This is a genomic window from Kiloniella laminariae DSM 19542, assembly GCF_000374005.1.
Taxonomy (GTDB): domain Bacteria; phylum Pseudomonadota; class Alphaproteobacteria; order Kiloniellales; family Kiloniellaceae; genus Kiloniella; species Kiloniella laminariae.
This window is the reverse complement of sequence record NZ_KB893167.1, coordinates 262,672-278,126: the sequence shown is the minus strand read 5'-3', so window position 1 is coordinate 278,126 and position 15,455 is coordinate 262,672. Positions and strand designations below refer to the sequence as shown.

Below are 15,455 nucleotides of genomic sequence, written 5' to 3'. Positions count from 1 at the left end.
TATCGTGGTTGATCCCCTGGTGATGCCAATCGGTGCCATGGGCACAGCCGGGAAACAGGTCTTTGCCCTGCTGCACCGTCTGAAAACCGAGCTGAAGGTCAACACCACCTGTGGTGCTTCCAACGTTTCTTTTGGTCTGCCNAACCGTCACGCCATGAACGCCCACTTCCTCGCCATGGCGGCAGCTGCTGGCATGACTTCTGCGATCATGAACCCGCTGCACGAAGAAGAGCTGGCCGGGATCCGCGCCTCTGACGTGCTGCTGGCCAAAGACGCAAACTGCCTCAACTGGATCAAGAAATACCGTGAACCAGCCCCTGAAGGCGATGCCGGTTCTGCCAGAGGCGAACGCCGCCGTCGTCGCGGTTGATCTTAATTTTATAGATTTCCCTAAAAGGCGGCTTCGGTCGCCTTTTTCCGTTTTGTTCCTTTGCTTGTTCTCAAGAACAATACTGACTGTTGCCCTTGTTATCCCAAAAGACTAAAACCATCTTCGTGTGAGACGCCAGTTTCGAACATCAGATTTTCGGGATCGAATCATGTTCCAGTCGGGTAAAGCGGAGAAATAAAAGTGGTCGGCCTTTCCAGCTCTATTCAGGAATACCTCAAGGCTATTCCTGAGCCCCGTTACAGAATTTTGAAAAATTCAACTCCACTATCTGGGGGAATAATCAAGCGCGGCGAGATTCGTCTGGTGAACTTTGCCTCCAATGATTATCTGGGGTTGGCACAGGATCCTCGGCTGGTAGAACGTGCGACGTCTTATGCCCGGGAATTTGGCACGGGCAGCGGTGCATCCCGGTTGGTTACAGGGAACAGTCCCGCTTATGAATTGATCGAACAGAAATTGGCTGATCTAAAAGGAACCGAGGCAGCCTTGTTACTCAACTCAGGCTTTCAGGCCAATGCAACGGTACTGGCCTCCTTGTTGAACAAGTTTTTGCACCGGGGACCTGGAAAGTCAGAAGCGCTGTTGTTTACGGACAAGCTCAATCATGCCAGCCTGCATTTTGGCGCCCAGGCCGCACAGGCAAGACAGATCCGCTTCAGACACAACGATCTGGGCCACCTGGAAGAGCTGCTTGAAAAATCAAAAGAACAGCCCGGAAACCGGATCATTGTCACGGAAAGCGTCTTTTCCATGGATGGCGACATTCTGGATGTAGAGAGAGTCAGGCAGCTGGCACGTCAACATGACGCTTTTCTTTACATTGATGAAGCACATGCAACCGGGGTTTTCGGCAAAAATGGTATGGGGCTTTGTGCCGGAGGCATTTCACGGGATGAGCTGGTCCTCGGCACCTTTGGTAAAGGCCTTGGATCATACGGTGCCTATATTGCTTGTTCCCAGAATGTTCGGGACTATCTGGTCAACGCCTGCCCCGGTCTGATCTATGCCACAGCTCTGCCACCACAGGTTCTTGGGGCTATCGACGCTGCACTTGATCTGGTGCCTGGTATGGAAACACAAAGGCAATATCTGAAAGAACTTGGTTCTTTCCTGCGAGAAGGACTGGAGGCAAGGGGTTTTTCCACCGGGGGATCAACAAGCCAGATTATTCCAGTGATCATCGGTGATGATGCCACAGTCATTCAGGTTGCCCGTAAGCTCGAAGACAAAGGATATCTCGTGGGGGCGATCAGACCACCAACGGTTCCTGAAGGGTCCGGGCGTCTGAGAATCACTCTGAGTGCCGCACATAGCCATGATCAAGTTGCCGGATTGCTTGAGGCTCTGGTCTCAACGCTTGAAGAAGTGGGCAGCTGATGCGGATACTTCTGGTACATGGTTGGGGGTATGATCCTGAAATATGGCAAAGAGTTATCGCCGATTTGGGTAATGAGCATGACATTATCTGTGCAGATCTTGGTTTTAATGGCCAGGTGGTTATTCCAACAGGGCATTTTGAAGTTGCTGCCGGACACTCTCTCGGTGTCCCGTGGCTTTTGTCACAACAGGAGATTTCCTGGGATAAACTTGTCTCCATTAATGGTTTCACCCGCTTTTGCGCAGGAGAAGACTTTCCTGAAGGTATTTCGCCCAAATTTGTCGATAGGATGATGCGAAAATTACCCAAGGCCTGTGACAGCGTCTTGCAAGATTTTCACACTCTTTGTGAGCCCGTTGGTAAACGGCAAGGGGAGAAGATAAATTCTTTTGGCACTCCTGATGTCAAACGGCTTATGTGGGGGCTTGAATTCTTGCGGGATCTGGATTTGCGATCAAAAATCAATCCGGCCGCTACAATTATCCTCGCCGACAAATCTGATCTTGTTGTTTCTGAAGCCATGATAACGCAACTCTTTTCAAACTTTAAAATAAACTGGAGCGAAAGGGCCGGACATCTGCTTCCCTGGGAAGATCCCGGGTTATGTAGTCAATTTATCCTGAAGGCCGGTACCCGGAAATGATCGAAAAACACTGGAAAGACGGATTGGCCCGCCGCTTTGGTGCAGCAGCAGAGCGTTACGAACAGAATTCCGAAGTGCAGCAGAGCTCTGCAAAAATTCTGGCTGAACGGATAAAGAGAAACCTGTCCGGGCGCAAACCTGTAAGGATACTTGAGATTGGTTGTGGAACCGGATATTTAACAAAACACTTAATGCCATTTTTTCCTAATATAGAATGGGTTATCACCGACATCTCAAGTGATATGATAAAAAAATGCCAACATAATATCTCTCTGAATAACAGTGCCAAAACAACTCAAATCCATTTTAAGGTCATGGATGGAGAGACCCCTGATTTATCCGGTTCCTTTGATTTGATCTGTTCCAATATGGCTTTTCAATGGTTCCATGATCTCAAGGGATCAGTAGAACGGTTGGCTAAATTGTTAACCCCGGAAGGTCTGCTGGCTTTTACGACCCTTGATACCGGAACTTTCGATTGCTGGAACAAGTGCCAAGAGGAAATGGCTATTCACCGGCGTGCACCTGACTTTCTGGATGCCTCCACTCTCTGGTCGAATAATGATCTGTACTCGGTCAATGTCCATACAAAAACATTTTTGCAGCGTCATAACTCGGCACTCAATTTCCTCCGGTCCCTGAAAGAGATTGGGGCCCATTCCAGTGGTTTGGGACAATCCCCGATTGCCCCCGGACAATTGCGATCCCTGATGAAAAAATACGAAAGCTGCTTTACAGACGGGACTGTCGAAGCCAATTATGAGATTGCTTTTGTGCTATGCAGCAATAAAGGACGGCTGCTTTCTTAAAAACAGCCGTCGTATCATCTCTGATCAGGAATTTGCGTCCGTATGAGCAAGCAAGTTGAAAAAGGTGTCTTTATTACCGGAACAGACACAGGTGTCGGCAAGACTTTTGCTGCAGCTGCTCTGGTTAAACGACTAAAAGCGCACTACTGGAAACCAGTACAAACAGGCCCTGTCGAAGAACATGATGCTCCGGAAGTAAAGCGTCTGTCAGGTCTTAAAGCCGATCATATATTTCCCTGTCTCTATTCCTTTCCCGATCCACTGTCGCCCCACGAGGCAGCAAAGCGGGTGCAGCAAAAAATCGAATTTGAGAATTTCAAACTCCCCGATATCAAGGATGGAGAATTTGTAGTTGTCGAAGGGGCAGGGGGCGTGATGGTCCCGCTTGATGACAGGTACCTGATGCTTGATCTTGTGGGGCAACTCGGTTTGCCTGCATTGATCGTGGCCCGTTCCGGTCTGGGGACAATCAATCATACTCTTTTGACCATTACAGCCCTGCGCAACCATGGAATAAAGTTGGCTGGTGTGATTATGAACGGTCCGGAAAACAGGGCCAACCTTGAGGCAATCGAACAGTATGGCAAGACAGAGGTCCTGGCTGAACTTCCCTTTTGTACAGATGTCAGTCCGGAAAGCCTTAATACCTTGATGCCCCGGCTCGACCGGGTTGCCAAATATTTTGGAAGAGAATAACCGATGACAGAGACCTTTCTAGAACTGGATAAACGCCACGTCTGGCACCCTTTCACCCAGGCGCAGACTGCTCCGGACCCTATTGTTATCGATTCAGCCCAGGGTGTATTTCTACGCACCAAGGACGGACGGGAGATCGTCGACTATATTTCTTCCTGGTGGGTCAATCTCTTTGGTCATGCCCATCCCACCGTTTCCCAGGCGATAGCCGAACAGGCCGCACGTCTTGAGCAGGTGATCTTTGCCGGTTTCACCCATGAACCTGCCGTCAAACTAGCAAAAACGCTGTCTGATCTTCTTCCTGGTGAGCTAAACCGGGTGTTCTTTTCCGATAACGGCTCCACAGCTGTTGAAGTGGCAATGAAGGTTGCCTATCAGCACTGGCGCAACATCGGTCAACCCAACCGCAAACGCTTTATGACCTTTGATGGCGCGTACCATGGCGATACGGTAGGTGCTATGTCTGCAGGCATAGCCTCAAAAATGTTTGATGCCTGGGAAGGACTGCTGTTTTCCGTTGATATCATGCCCTATCCGGAAACCTGGGAAAATGATGCCGAGGTTGAGGCCAAGGAAACCGCTGCACTGGTTGCAGTTGATCAACATCTTGCCGAACATGGATCAGAAATCTGTGCCATGATTCTCGAACCTTTGATCCAGGGGGCGGGTGGAATCAGGATGGTGCGCCCGGCGTTTCTGAAGCAGCTGGTAAACAAGATTCAAGCACAGGGTATTCTGGTTATTTTTGACGAAGTCATGACCGGTTTCGGACGCACGGGCGAAAATTTTGCCTGCGAAAAAATCGGTGTTGTCCCTGATTTGATTTGCCTGTCCAAAGGTCTTACCGCAGGTTTCCTGCCACTTTCGGTAACGGTGGTGACCGATCGACTGTACGAGACTTTCCTGGGTGAGACCTTTGACAAGGCTTTCTGCCATGGTCATTCCTTCACGGCCAACCCTCTGGGCTGCGCTGCGGCTCTTGCCTCTATGGAACTGCTGCAACAGAAAGAAACCCGTGACAGCCTGAAACGTATTGAACAGGCCCATCACAGAGGGCTGGATTACCTGAGGGATCTGCCCCAGACCCGGCATCACCGTGTGACAGGTACCGTTGCCGCCTTCGACGCGGTTGTTGATGATGGCGGTTACACTTCGTCTCTCGGGGGGGAGTTGAAAAAATGGTTCTGGGATCGGGACATGTTGATTCGCCCCCTCGGCAATGTCCTTTATCTTCTGCCACCCTATTGCATTACAGACGAACAGATTGATGCGGGATGGAAAGCAATGGCCGAAGCAATGATAAAGCTGAACCCGCGATAAAAACAAACAAGGCATTGTTATTAAAAGAAGAGTTGCGACATAAACCGTTCATGTTCATACCCGAGGGATTTTTGCAAAACACTTAGGCAGAAATCCTGGGTTCTTCGGGCTGTTTTATGCGATAAAAGAATGAGAACAAAACTGCTTGTTGCTTGCCGTAACTGGTCGGGAACGTTAAAACAGCACAGCAAACAAACATGGGAGTAAAGGCCGCCATGGAAAATGAATCCCGAATTACGGATAGCCGTCATACTGACGCACCTGTTACCACACAGGTCATGATGGATACTCTTGCGGCTGAAGATGCAGTGACGTCCGCCACTGGCGACCTGCGGACGAACTGGACACGCGAAGAAATCGAGGCGCTTTATGATCTGCCTTTGATGGACCTGCTGTTCCGTGCGCAGACCATGCACCGCAAATACTTTGATCCGAACAAGGTCCAGCTTTCGACCCTGCTGAACATCAAGCAAGGCGGCTGTGCCGAGGATTGTAAATACTGTTCACAGTCTTCGCGCTATCAGACCGATGTTGGCGCCAGCAAGCTGATGGATAAGGACAGTGTTGTCGAATATGCCAAAAAAGCCAAAGCCAATGGCTCCGGACGTTTTTGCATGGGGGCTGCCTGGCGCAATGTCAAAGATCGCGACATCGACAAGATTGCCGAGATTGTAACCGCGGTTAAAGACCTGGGCATGGAAACCTGCATGACCCTTGGAATGCTGAACCGGGATCAGGCTGACAGCCTGAAAGAAGCGGGACTGGATTATTACAATCATAACATCGACACTTCGCCGGAATATTATCCGGAAGTGATCACAACTCGTTCCTTTGATGACCGGATCGAAACGCTTTCCCACGTGCGGGATGCCGGCCTGAATGTCTGTTCCGGCGGTATTATTGGCATGGGCGAAGAACGCAAGGATCGTGTTGGTTTGCTTATGGCTCTGGCTAACCTGCCGAAACATCCCGGCTCTGTGCCGATCAACATGCTGGTTCCGGTCAAGGGAACACCTTTTGGTGACATGCAGCGCATCGACAGTTTTGAAATGGTACGTACTGTTGCTGTTGCCCGCCTGATGATGCCCAAGTCCTATGTGCGGCTTTCAGCCGGACGGCGTTCCCTTGGTGATGAGGGACAGGCTCTTTGCTTTATGGCCGGTGCCAACTCGATCTTCTATGGTGACAAGCTTCTAACCACCGCCAATCCGGAAGAAAACGAAGACATGGCTCTCTTTGCCCGTCTTGGTCTGCAAACAGAACACAAGGGCGCTGTTGTCGAACACAAGGAAGAGCCGCCTCGCGGCTGTGGTTCTCCCGATTGCGGCTGTGTCTGATTTTTCTGGTCTTTCCATACGATAAAAAAGACGCCGTGAGCTGGTTACTCACGGCGTAAGAGAGGCAGGTAGCTTTACCGGTCCGGGTAAAGCTTGGTAGAAGACATATGAAATGACCTTCTGCCATCAAGGGCAAAGAGCCCTAGATTTGAATGAATATTAGGAGCTATAGCTCTCGCGGGATAACCTCCTGCCATTCCTTACTGAATATTTTTTCACCCGCTTCATAGGCATCAAGGCTGGCATTGAGAAAATAGTTATCTCTGTCAGTGTGCATTTCTGTCTTTCCGACAGTACGGGTCTGCCATTCTTTTCTGCCAACAGTCATAATCCAGGTTGCCTCTGCCGATGCAGACAGGGGATCATTGGGGTGAATGGTGAAACTTTCCTCCACATAACTACTCACCTCAAGGGCGTTTGCTGGAAAGGTTTTATGACCGAAATCCTCGGTAGTACGAACCGAAATTCTTCCGCTCTTACAATCATGTTCGATCTTGCGTGAAGAATTTGCTGCCCTATGAATAATGACATCATCCTCTTTTATCGACATTGCCGGTGGCATCTTCGACTGATTATTACTCTTGCTCTTGAGCAGCGGCAGATAAAGACAACTGCCCAGTGTTGATACTTTAGCTGTTGTCACTTCAGGGGAGGGCCAGGCAATAGGCCAATAAGTTGTTGAGATAGCAAGGCGCAGTTTATGTCCCGGTGGTATTCGATATCCGATATCATTCATCTTCACCTGAATACTATAGCTTTTGCCAGGCTCAAGTTCGGCTGGAAACTCATGGCTATCACGATGACAGAGGTTGAGCAGCCCGTAAGTTATTCTGGTTGAAGCGCCATCGGGATGAATATCACATAAGCGTACTGCGACCATTCCTTTTGGCTTATCGAGTGAAATAACCAGTGAGGCAACAGGAGCGCCCAACAACACGACCTCGTTTTCAAGCACCTCGCTGTCAAAACACAAGCTATAACAATCATCAGGGCGCTGATCTTGCGGGTTTTCCATATCAAGGCGCATGCCAGCGCACCACCTGCCAGCGTTCAGTCCGGTGTGTTGAGGAGAGCAGATTTCAAGTTCTGGCCCTTCGATCGGGCAGCCTAGGGAAAGACCAGATTCCGAAAGGTAAAACGACATATTGGTAATAGAAGGAGTTGGATATTCACTCTCTTCAATCCAAAAACCAGGACGATACTCATAATCGATAGAAGGTTTCACTGAATCCATAATATAGGCTCTGAATTTTGGTTCCTGATCGACACCATTTTCAAAGCCTTTTAGCCAATAATCCCACCAATGACGCATATCAGACAAAAAATCTAAATCAGGTCCTATCTTTGCAATATGCGGATATTTATGTTCCCAGGGGCCAATCAAGCCATGAACCGGGCTGTTCAGACTTTGCAGAAGGCGCGGGATTGCATTGCTATAGCCATCTGTCCAGCCACCGACTGCATAAACAGCAGCCTTGATATCGTTGTAGTTTTCACAAACCGATCCGTGCTTCCAAAACTCATCACGATGTTGATGACGCAACCAGTTCGCTGCCAATAACGGCATGTTTTCCAGGCGATTAAGCCACAGATTACGCCAACTTTCCCCGACAATGTCTGGATCAGGAGGTCTGGATGAATAGGCAAGCATCTGAGATGACCAGCTCATATTATCGTTTAGCAGGCAACCGCCCATATAGTGGATATCATCTGCATAGCGATCATCAGTCGAACAAATCGTAACAATTGCTTTGAGGGCTTCAGGTTGCATAGCTGCGATCTGCAAGCCATTGAATCCTCCCCAGGAGATTCCAACCATTCCTACCCTGCCACTACACCAGGGTTGAGCGGCCACCCAGTTGATGACCTCAACACCGTCATCAAGCTCTTGCTGGCTATATTCATCTTCCATCAGACCGTCAGATTCACCATTACCTCTGATATCAACACGAAGACAGGCATACCCATAACTGGCCAGGTGAGGGTACATTCCTTCATCCCGCAAGCGAGAACCGTCTCTTTTTCGATAGGGAATATATTCGATAATCGCAGGTACAGGATTTTCCCGATAATCATCCGGATACCACATACGTGCTGCAAGCCGACAGCCATCAGAAAGTGTTATCCAGAGGTTTTCTTCCGACCTTACTTTATATGTTCCCATTGGAAGGTTCCCCATATCTTCTCCTTCTTTGCCTCGACCAACATTACTTTTATTATTCTTGATGCTGTCGGCTGTTAGATTTCCTGCTTTCTTTACAGGAGTAATATCCAGGTACAGAACCGTATCGCACCAAATCTCGAGACAAGGTTAGTGGGGATAGCCTATAAAACCAATTTCGCTATTAAATTATTTTTTATGCTTTATAATACATAAATTGCTTCATATTGCTCAAGAAATTTATGATGGACGATTTTTCCTTAAACCTGAAACTGGCTTGTAGCCAACATCGTTCGATCTCGCATATCTGCCGTAAGATTGGGATCAATCGACAGCAGTTTAACAAATATCTTAGTGGGGCAGTTCAGCCCTCCCGTCACAACCTGGCCAAGATAATAGAATTTTTAGGGATCAGCGTTGGGGATTTGCATATTGAGCACAGTAAATTTTCTATCCTGCTCCATGAACGCAATCAGCGGTCAATGGGTGATTCTCGCCTTAAACTACGCCTTGGTTATCTTGATGAGGTGTATCAGAATTCAACCCAACGGTTGCAGAAATACCTGGGTTACTATCACACCTATTTCTATTCTCTGGCTGCGCCGGGTATGATTACAAAATCGTTGATCAATCTGTTTGAGGATGATGGAAGAATTTACAGCAAAGGCATTGAGGTGATCCGGGAACCAGGAGAGAGGTTATCCAACGCCTGTCTGTTCAAATATCTAGGGTCTGTTGCCTATCTGGAGGAAACAATCTACATCCGCGAACACGAGACACTTGTTAAAGGCACGATATCCCAAACAACCCTGATGCCCTCCTATCACAGTAGGGTAGGCTTACTATCTGGGCTTACATTGGGGGTTCCAAGTACAAGGGGGCGTGTACCAGCATGCGCCCGTGTCATTTTCGAAAAACTTGATCCCCAGTACAGCCTGAGATTGGCCTTGGGGGACTGTGGCCGCTTTGACGCGGACAGCGATGCTATCCCCAAAAGGATAGAGGAATTAATCAGGAATAATATCACTGGAGAAAATCAGGCTCTTTACGCAAACAATCAAATTTAACCATCCAGAGATCTATATATCTGAAGCATAGTGAAGCCATATAAAGACCCAAAAGCATAATTTATTTTTCAGTAGCGAAATTGCCTTACCAAAGGCTCTCCCTGTCTAATTAAAAGACAAAATAAAGGGCACCACAAATACAGAAGCCATCGCCCTAAAAAGCAGGGAAAAGATAAATTGGGAGTTTCTCTATGAAAAATGGACAGCACGATACTCAAAATACAAACAATACAGGACTGACACGTCGAGGATTTATTGCCGGAACAGCCAGTGTCAGCATTATCTCAGCTTCGGGCTGGTCACCAGCAGCTTTAGCAACAGAAACTCCCAAGAAAGGTGGCCACCTAACACTCGCCATGGGACATGGCGCTGCGACCGATAGCTATAATCCCGCCAGGTCAGAAAACAACTTTCAAGGTGTTGTTATCTTGGCCCTGACAGATACTTTGACCGAGATAGCCTCTACAGGAGAGTTAGTCCCTTCGATTGCCGAAAGTTGGGATGGTGGGGTTGATGCCAGAATATGGACATTTAAAATCCGTAAAGACATCACCTTTCATAATGGGAAAAATTTGAAAGCAAGCGATATCATCGCTTCATTAAATCACCATCGCGGAGAAAAATCGGAATCCGCAGTAAGGCCAATAGCTCAATCAATTGTGCAGCTTGAAGCACCTGATGATTATACAGTTACTGTTGAATTACTCGAAGGCAATTCGGACTTTCCTTATAACCTGGCTCTCCCACAATTTGCTATCTTTCAGGCAAAAGAAGATGGATCTCTCGATTGGATGTCTGGGGTCGGTGTTGGAGGATATCAACTCAAAGAATTTGAACCAGGCGTGAAAGCCTCCTTTGTCAGAAATAAAAACTACTGGAAGGCGGGACGCGCCCATGTCGATAGTGTCGATATTCTGGTAATTCATGATATATCGGCCCGTACCAACGCCTTAATAACCGGGGCAGTACAGGTGATTGACAAGGTAGATCCCAAAACAGCACGCCTCCTTTCGCGAAAGGCGGGCGTGAAGGTTGAGGAAACAGCTGGCCCCTTGCACTATACCTTCCCGATGCGAACAGATATCGGTCCTTTTACGGACAACAACGTTCGTCTCGCTTTGAAGTATGCCATTGATCGGCAGGAAATTCTCGACAAGGTACTACGAGGCCATGGCACTATTGGCAATGACAACCCAATTGGTCCGTCATACCGTTATTTTGCCTCTGAAATTTCTCCCCGCGCCTATGATCCTGACCAGGCAAAACACCATCTGAAAAAAGCAGGAGCAGAAGGTCTTACAGTCGATCTAAGCGCGGCTGATGCAGCCTTTGCCGGGGCTGTCGATGCAGCAGTACTTTATAAAGAGCAGGCGGCCCGGGCTGGTATTAACATCAATATCATACGAGAGCCAAATGACGGATACTGGTCAAATGTCTGGATGAACAAGCCATTTTGCGCCTGTTATTGGGGAGGATATTCGACTGAAGACACCATGTTTTCAACTGGCTACGCCACGTCTGCAAGCTGGAATGATACCTTCTGGCACCATGAACGATTCAATAAGCTTTTGAAAGAAGCACGTCCGCTACTTGATAAAAACAAGCGGCGGGAAATATATACAGAAATGCAATTAATCATTCGTGATGAAGGGGGAGTCATCGCTCCTTTCTTCGCCAATGCAATTATGGCCAAGAATGACACAGTTGAACATGGTGCTTTGGGAGCCGACAGGGATTTCGATGGTGCCAGAATTGTTGAACGCTGGTGGCTCGCCTGATCTATACAGAAAATGGCACTGAGTTACCTCAGTGCCATTTTCGAACTCACATTAAATACCAACTCAACATCGCTATTAACGCTGCTTTGTCTCCCACTCCGGATGTATCCAGGTTTCAGCATTTGATGGGGCAAGCGGTTCTTTTCCAAGAATAAGGTCAGCCGCTTTTTCTCCAACCATAATGGTTGGGGCATTCAGATTGCCATTTGGAATGGTCGGGAAGATCGAACTATCCACCACCCGCAGATTTTCAACGCCGCGCACCCGACATTCATTGTCGAGCACTGCCATTGGATCATCATCAGAACCGATTTTACAGGTACAGGAAGGATGATAAGCACTTTCAGCATTTTCTCTGATCCAGGCATCCAGTTCGTCATCTGACGTCAATGCGGCACCAGGCTGGATTTCATCAGCACAGTAGGGGGACATAGCAGGCTGTTCCATGATTTCCCGGCTCAGGCGAATACAGGCCCGGAAGGCCTCCCGATCATCTGCGTGTTCATTGTAATTGAACAGGATCTCCGGCTTGTCGTTTACATCACCGCTGGTGATATGAATATGGCCCCGGCTTTTGGGTTTGTTCGGTCCCACATGCACCTGGATCCCATGCCCGTCAAAGGCCGCCTGTCCGTCGTACCGCATGGCAGCTGGCAAAAAGTGATACTGGATATCCGGCCACTTCAATCCGGCTTTTGAGCGGATAAAAGCACAGGATTCAAAGTGATTGGTTGCCCCAAGGCCGCTCTTGAACAGCATCCAGCGGGCACCGATCAAAAACTTGCGCCACAGACTTAGCTCACCGTTAAGAGTGATCGGCTCTTTACAGCGGAACTGGAAATAAACCTCCAGGTGATCCTGAAGGTTACTGCCGACACCCGGCAGATCATGAACCACAGTTACTCCGGCTTTTTTGAGAACATCTGCTGGCCCAATTCCGGAAACCTGTAACAGGTGAGGAGAGCCGACAGAACCGGATGACAGTATCACTTCACGATTTGCCAGCGCGGTTTTATCAACACCGCCGACCTGATATTCGATCCCGCTTGCTTTTTTCCCGGTCATGACAATACGTTTGGTCAGGGCAGCGGAAACAACCTTCAGGTTCGGTCTGTCCAGAACGGGCTTGAGATAGGCATTGGCCGTAGACCAGCGCACACCGTCCTTGACCGTCATGTGCATGGGGCCGAAACCTTCCTGGCGGTATCCGTTATAGTCTTCTGTCGAACCATAGCCTGCCTCTACACCAGCCTGAATAAAGGCCTTGTACAGAGGGTTCTGCATCTCGTTACCGTTACAGGTCGCCAGAGGACCGTTATTGCCGCGATAGGCATCAGCTTTGCCTTTCCAGCTTTCTGCCCGTTTGAAATAGGGTAGACAGTGTCGATAGCCCCAGCCTTCAGCGCCTTTTTCTTCCCATTCATCAAAGTCACAGGCGTGGCCACGCACATAAACCATGCCATTGATTGAGGAAGATCCCCCCAGAACCTTGCCGCGAGGACAGTGCATCCGGCGATCATTCATATGGGGTTCGGGAACCGATTCAAATTCCCAGTTATAGCGGGACATGTTCATCGGAATGGAAAGGGCGGTCGGCATCTGGATAAAGATACTGCTGTCACTGCCGCCAGCTTCGAGCAGTAGAACCGAGTTTTTAGGATCTTCACTCAGACGATTGGCCAAGACGCAGCCCGCCGATCCGGCTCCGACAATAATAAAATCAAAAGTTTCGTTCGACATCTGTCTTTACTCCTGCTGCGCAGTGACCCCCGGGCCAATACGGAATAGATATATCATTTGTTATGAAACGCTGCCGGTTTTCGAATCAGCATGGCAAAATAATCCAGAACAATTTCCTGGGCCTTTTGCTTATCCATCGGTTTTTCCTGAAGTGAGGTTCTGACCCACAAACCGTCGATCAGGGAAACGATCCCCCTGGCGGCTCTGTCTGCTTCCTCGAAAGGCAGAATTTGTTTCAGAGCATGTCTGAAGGTACTCATCTGCCGCTGTTCATAAATCTTCTGTAACCGCCTGAGTTTGTCTGAATGGGGGATATGAGCCCAAAAGGCGAGCCAGGCCGAAACTGTTTCCGGCTCAAACAGGTAATCATCCAGATAGCTGTGGATCAGGGAAACAACCCGCTCTTCCGCGGTATTGGCCAAGGCAAGTTGCGCTAAAACCCTTATTCTCAGATCCTGCAGCAATTTGCGCATGGTAGACTGGAGCAAATCATCCTTGTCCCGAAAGTAATGGTGAACGATCCCGGGAGAGACCCCGGCAGCCTGACTAATCTGACGGATGCTGGTCTCGGAGAAACCTCGAGCGTGAATTGAAGCAATCGTGGCTTCAATCAACTGCTGTTTTCTGATCGGTTCCATTCCCACTTTTGGCATCATCAGCCCCTGACAAACCGGAAGAAATTCGTAACAACAAGCTGTAGGCAATTTTTATTGGACGATCAACCAAAAAAAATATCCGCCGTTCTGTTCAGAGAAAATCCATTGATTAAGACAGCATTAACCAGAAACAGAGAAAATATCCCTGTTGTGAATCCATTGGTATGCGGTAACAGAAAAACACACGAACAGAGGTCCTGAATGGATGCACTTCTTATAACAAAACTGGTTCTGGCAATTCTGGTCGGGGTGGCAATGTTATCCGACCTGATCCAGATGCGTATTCCCAACGTTGTCTGCCTTGCGCTGGCTTTACTGTTTGCCATAACTTTTGTCACAGGTGGATCATCGATTGATATTCTTGATCACCTTATGGCAATGGGGATTGTTCTGGTCTCGGGAATTGTCCTGTTTTCTTTTCGAATTCTAGGCGGCGGAGATGTAAAATTACTGACCGTACTCGCGCTCTGGACCGGTTTAAAACTGCTGCCTGTCTTTATAACGCTTCTCTCGCTGGTGGGGGGCGGACAGGTCCTGCTTATTCTGCTGCTGCGCCGCTACAGTCACGTTTTTGAATATCTTCTGGCCAAGGTTAACGTCACCGACAGTATGCCGGGCTGGTTACGCAGGGGAGGCGAGGTTCCCTATGGTGTGGCGATCGGTATCGCCCTGTTTATCGTCATGGATAAGCTTCCTTTATTTTTATCATGAAGCAGGCGTTTCCTTTTATATCTCCTTTCCTTGTATCTGTGTTTTGACATATCGCAGATTTTCTTTTGGTCCGGGCATTGTCGGGTGCACATCAAGTGCTTTTTCCAGGGATTTTTGGGCCAGACGCCATTTTTCTTGGGCAATATAAATCAGTCCCTGGCCTGCCAGTGCCCCAAAATGCCGTGGTTCAAGTAACAGTGTCCTGTCTATATCGCTCAGGGACCTTTCCAGGTTCCCCATAAGATAATGGATCAATGCCCGTTTATTCCAGGCTTCGGCATAGTTCGGATTCCGTTCTATAATCGAAGTATAGTTTTGTAATGCTTCGTCATAAGCTCCTTTCCCGGTTGATTTTTCTGCCCCGGCCATCAGATCCGCGATAACCTTGTCTTCGGTTTCCAGCCAGATTGACCAGATCTTTCCTTCGATAAGAAAACTCTCCACTCCTGGCAAAGCCACCCCGAGCTTTTCAAAAAGAAGGGGCAAGCGGTTGTCTTTTTGGTCAGCCCGAACCTTGTACGGGCTGATGACAAGGCAGAGGGAGAACAGCACCAGATAAATCAGTTTGTTTTTCATGGGGTGAATCTTGCATCGCCAGTTCTAAAATAGAAAATCATCTGTACGTGATCGACAGTTATCTGTCCGGGGCTTTATCTGGTGTCCTCAAAACCAGCACAGTTTGTCCGCCACAATATATATTGTCTCGATACAAAAGCATTCAGGAAATAAAATTCACCAGATCAGAAACAATCTTCTGATTTATTATGC

General features: G+C 48.5%; 14 protein-coding genes. 10 read left to right on the top strand and 4 right to left on the bottom strand.

Annotation, left to right across the window (positions count from 1 at the left end; genetic code table 11):
* The first annotated feature begins 22 nt into the window (after positions 1-22).
* The 7 genes from B152_RS0117855 (at position 23) to bioB (ending at position 6,574) form a co-directional block, all read left to right on the top strand.
* Positions 23-370, top strand: coding sequence for a pterin-binding domain-containing protein (locus B152_RS0117855; RefSeq protein ID WP_425402034.1), 348 nt, complete (start codon positions 23-25; stop codon positions 368-370).
* A gap of 201 nt (positions 371-571) precedes the next feature.
* Positions 572-1,768: an aminotransferase class I/II-fold pyridoxal phosphate-dependent enzyme gene (locus B152_RS0117850; protein ID WP_020593804.1), complete on the top strand. Its 1,197-nt coding sequence runs from the start codon at positions 572-574 to the stop codon at positions 1,766-1,768.
* Positions 1,768-2,412 carry an alpha/beta fold hydrolase gene (locus tag B152_RS0117845; RefSeq protein WP_020593803.1) on the top strand — a complete coding sequence of 215 codons (645 nt, stop codon included), beginning with the start codon at positions 1,768-1,770 and terminating at the stop codon, positions 2,410-2,412. The genes B152_RS0117850 and B152_RS0117845 overlap by 1 nt, the downstream gene beginning before the upstream one ends.
* Positions 2,409-3,221, top strand: a complete 813-nt coding sequence (locus tag B152_RS0117840) for a methyltransferase (protein WP_020593802.1) — start codon at positions 2,409-2,411, stop codon at positions 3,219-3,221. The genes B152_RS0117845 and B152_RS0117840 overlap by 4 nt, the downstream gene beginning before the upstream one ends.
* 42 nt (positions 3,222-3,263) lie before the next feature.
* Entirely contained in the window at positions 3,264-3,917 is a 654-nt protein-coding gene (gene bioD / locus B152_RS24255) for a dethiobiotin synthase (protein WP_020593801.1), read from the top strand.
* Between the two features lie 3 nt (positions 3,918-3,920).
* Positions 3,921-5,237, top strand: coding sequence for an adenosylmethionine--8-amino-7-oxononanoate transaminase (gene bioA / locus B152_RS0117830; RefSeq protein WP_020593800.1), 1,317 nt, complete (start codon positions 3,921-3,923; stop codon positions 5,235-5,237).
* A gap of 197 nt (positions 5,238-5,434) precedes the next feature.
* Entirely contained in the window at positions 5,435-6,574 is a 1,140-nt protein-coding gene (gene bioB, locus B152_RS24250) for a biotin synthase BioB (protein WP_020593799.1), read from the top strand.
* A gap of 166 nt (positions 6,575-6,740) precedes the next feature.
* Here the strand turns inward: bioB and B152_RS0117820 are convergent, their stop codons facing one another.
* Complete coding sequence (locus B152_RS0117820; protein WP_211212237.1) at positions 6,741-8,738, bottom strand: CocE/NonD family hydrolase; 1,998 nt, start codon at positions 8,736-8,738, stop codon at positions 6,741-6,743.
* Positions 8,739-8,977: 239 nt separating this feature from the next.
* Here B152_RS0117820 and B152_RS0117815 point away from each other — a divergent pair, with 239 nt between their 5' ends.
* Positions 8,978-9,802, top strand: coding sequence for a helix-turn-helix domain-containing protein (locus tag B152_RS0117815; protein WP_157231153.1), 825 nt, complete (start codon positions 8,978-8,980; stop codon positions 9,800-9,802).
* Between the two features lie 191 nt (positions 9,803-9,993).
* Positions 9,994-11,580 carry an ABC transporter substrate-binding protein gene (locus B152_RS0117810; RefSeq protein ID WP_020593796.1) on the top strand — a complete coding sequence of 529 codons (1,587 nt, stop codon included), beginning with the start codon at positions 9,994-9,996 and terminating at the stop codon, positions 11,578-11,580.
* Between the two features lie 75 nt (positions 11,581-11,655).
* On the opposite strand, the gene betA is transcribed toward B152_RS0117810, so the two are convergent.
* Complete coding sequence (gene betA / locus B152_RS0117805) at positions 11,656-13,320, bottom strand: choline dehydrogenase (protein ID WP_020593795.1); 1,665 nt, start codon at positions 13,318-13,320, stop codon at positions 11,656-11,658.
* Between the two features lie 53 nt (positions 13,321-13,373).
* Entirely contained in the window at positions 13,374-13,976 is a 603-nt protein-coding gene (betI, locus tag B152_RS24245; RefSeq protein WP_083921937.1) for a transcriptional regulator BetI, read from the bottom strand.
* A 201-nt stretch (positions 13,977-14,177) separates the two neighbouring features.
* Between betI and B152_RS0117795 the strand changes: the two genes are divergently transcribed.
* Complete coding sequence (locus B152_RS0117795) at positions 14,178-14,687, top strand: A24 family peptidase (RefSeq protein WP_020593793.1); 510 nt, start codon at positions 14,178-14,180, stop codon at positions 14,685-14,687.
* Positions 14,688-14,702: 15 nt separating this feature from the next.
* Here the strand turns inward: B152_RS0117795 and B152_RS0117790 are convergent, their stop codons facing one another.
* Positions 14,703-15,263, bottom strand: a complete 561-nt coding sequence (locus B152_RS0117790) for a tetratricopeptide repeat protein (RefSeq protein ID WP_020593792.1) — start codon at positions 15,261-15,263, stop codon at positions 14,703-14,705.
* Positions 15,264-15,455: the final 192 nt, after the last annotated feature.

Bases quoted from the DNA above. Each gene is read 5' to 3' on its own strand.
- B152_RS0117840 (WP_020593802.1), top strand. From the start codon at position 2,409: ATGATCGAAAAACACTGGAAAGACGGATTGGCCCGCCGCTTTGGTGCA.
- bioA (WP_020593800.1), top strand. From the start codon at position 3,921: ATGACAGAGACCTTTCTAGAACTGGATAAACGCCACGTCTGGCACCCT.
- B152_RS0117795 (WP_020593793.1), top strand. From the start codon at position 14,178: ATGGATGCACTTCTTATAACAAAACTGGTTCTGGCAATTCTGGTCGGG.
- B152_RS0117815 (WP_157231153.1), top strand. From the start codon at position 8,978: ATGATGGACGATTTTTCCTTAAACCTGAAACTGGCTTGTAGCCAACAT.
- B152_RS0117810 (WP_020593796.1), top strand. From the start codon at position 9,994: ATGAAAAATGGACAGCACGATACTCAAAATACAAACAATACAGGACTG.
- bioB (WP_020593799.1), top strand. From the start codon at position 5,435: ATGGGAGTAAAGGCCGCCATGGAAAATGAATCCCGAATTACGGATAGC.
- B152_RS0117820 (WP_211212237.1), bottom strand. From the start codon at position 8,738: ATGGGAACATATAAAGTAAGGTCGGAAGAAAACCTCTGGATAACACTT.
- bioD (WP_020593801.1), top strand. From the start codon at position 3,264: ATGAGCAAGCAAGTTGAAAAAGGTGTCTTTATTACCGGAACAGACACA.
- B152_RS0117790 (WP_020593792.1), bottom strand. From the start codon at position 15,263: ATGAAAAACAAACTGATTTATCTGGTGCTGTTCTCCCTCTGCCTTGTC.
- betI (WP_083921937.1), bottom strand. From the start codon at position 13,976: ATGATGCCAAAAGTGGGAATGGAACCGATCAGAAAACAGCAGTTGATT.
- B152_RS0117845 (WP_020593803.1), top strand. From the start codon at position 1,768: ATGCGGATACTTCTGGTACATGGTTGGGGGTATGATCCTGAAATATGG.
- betA (WP_020593795.1), bottom strand. From the start codon at position 13,320: ATGTCGAACGAAACTTTTGATTTTATTATTGTCGGAGCCGGATCGGCG.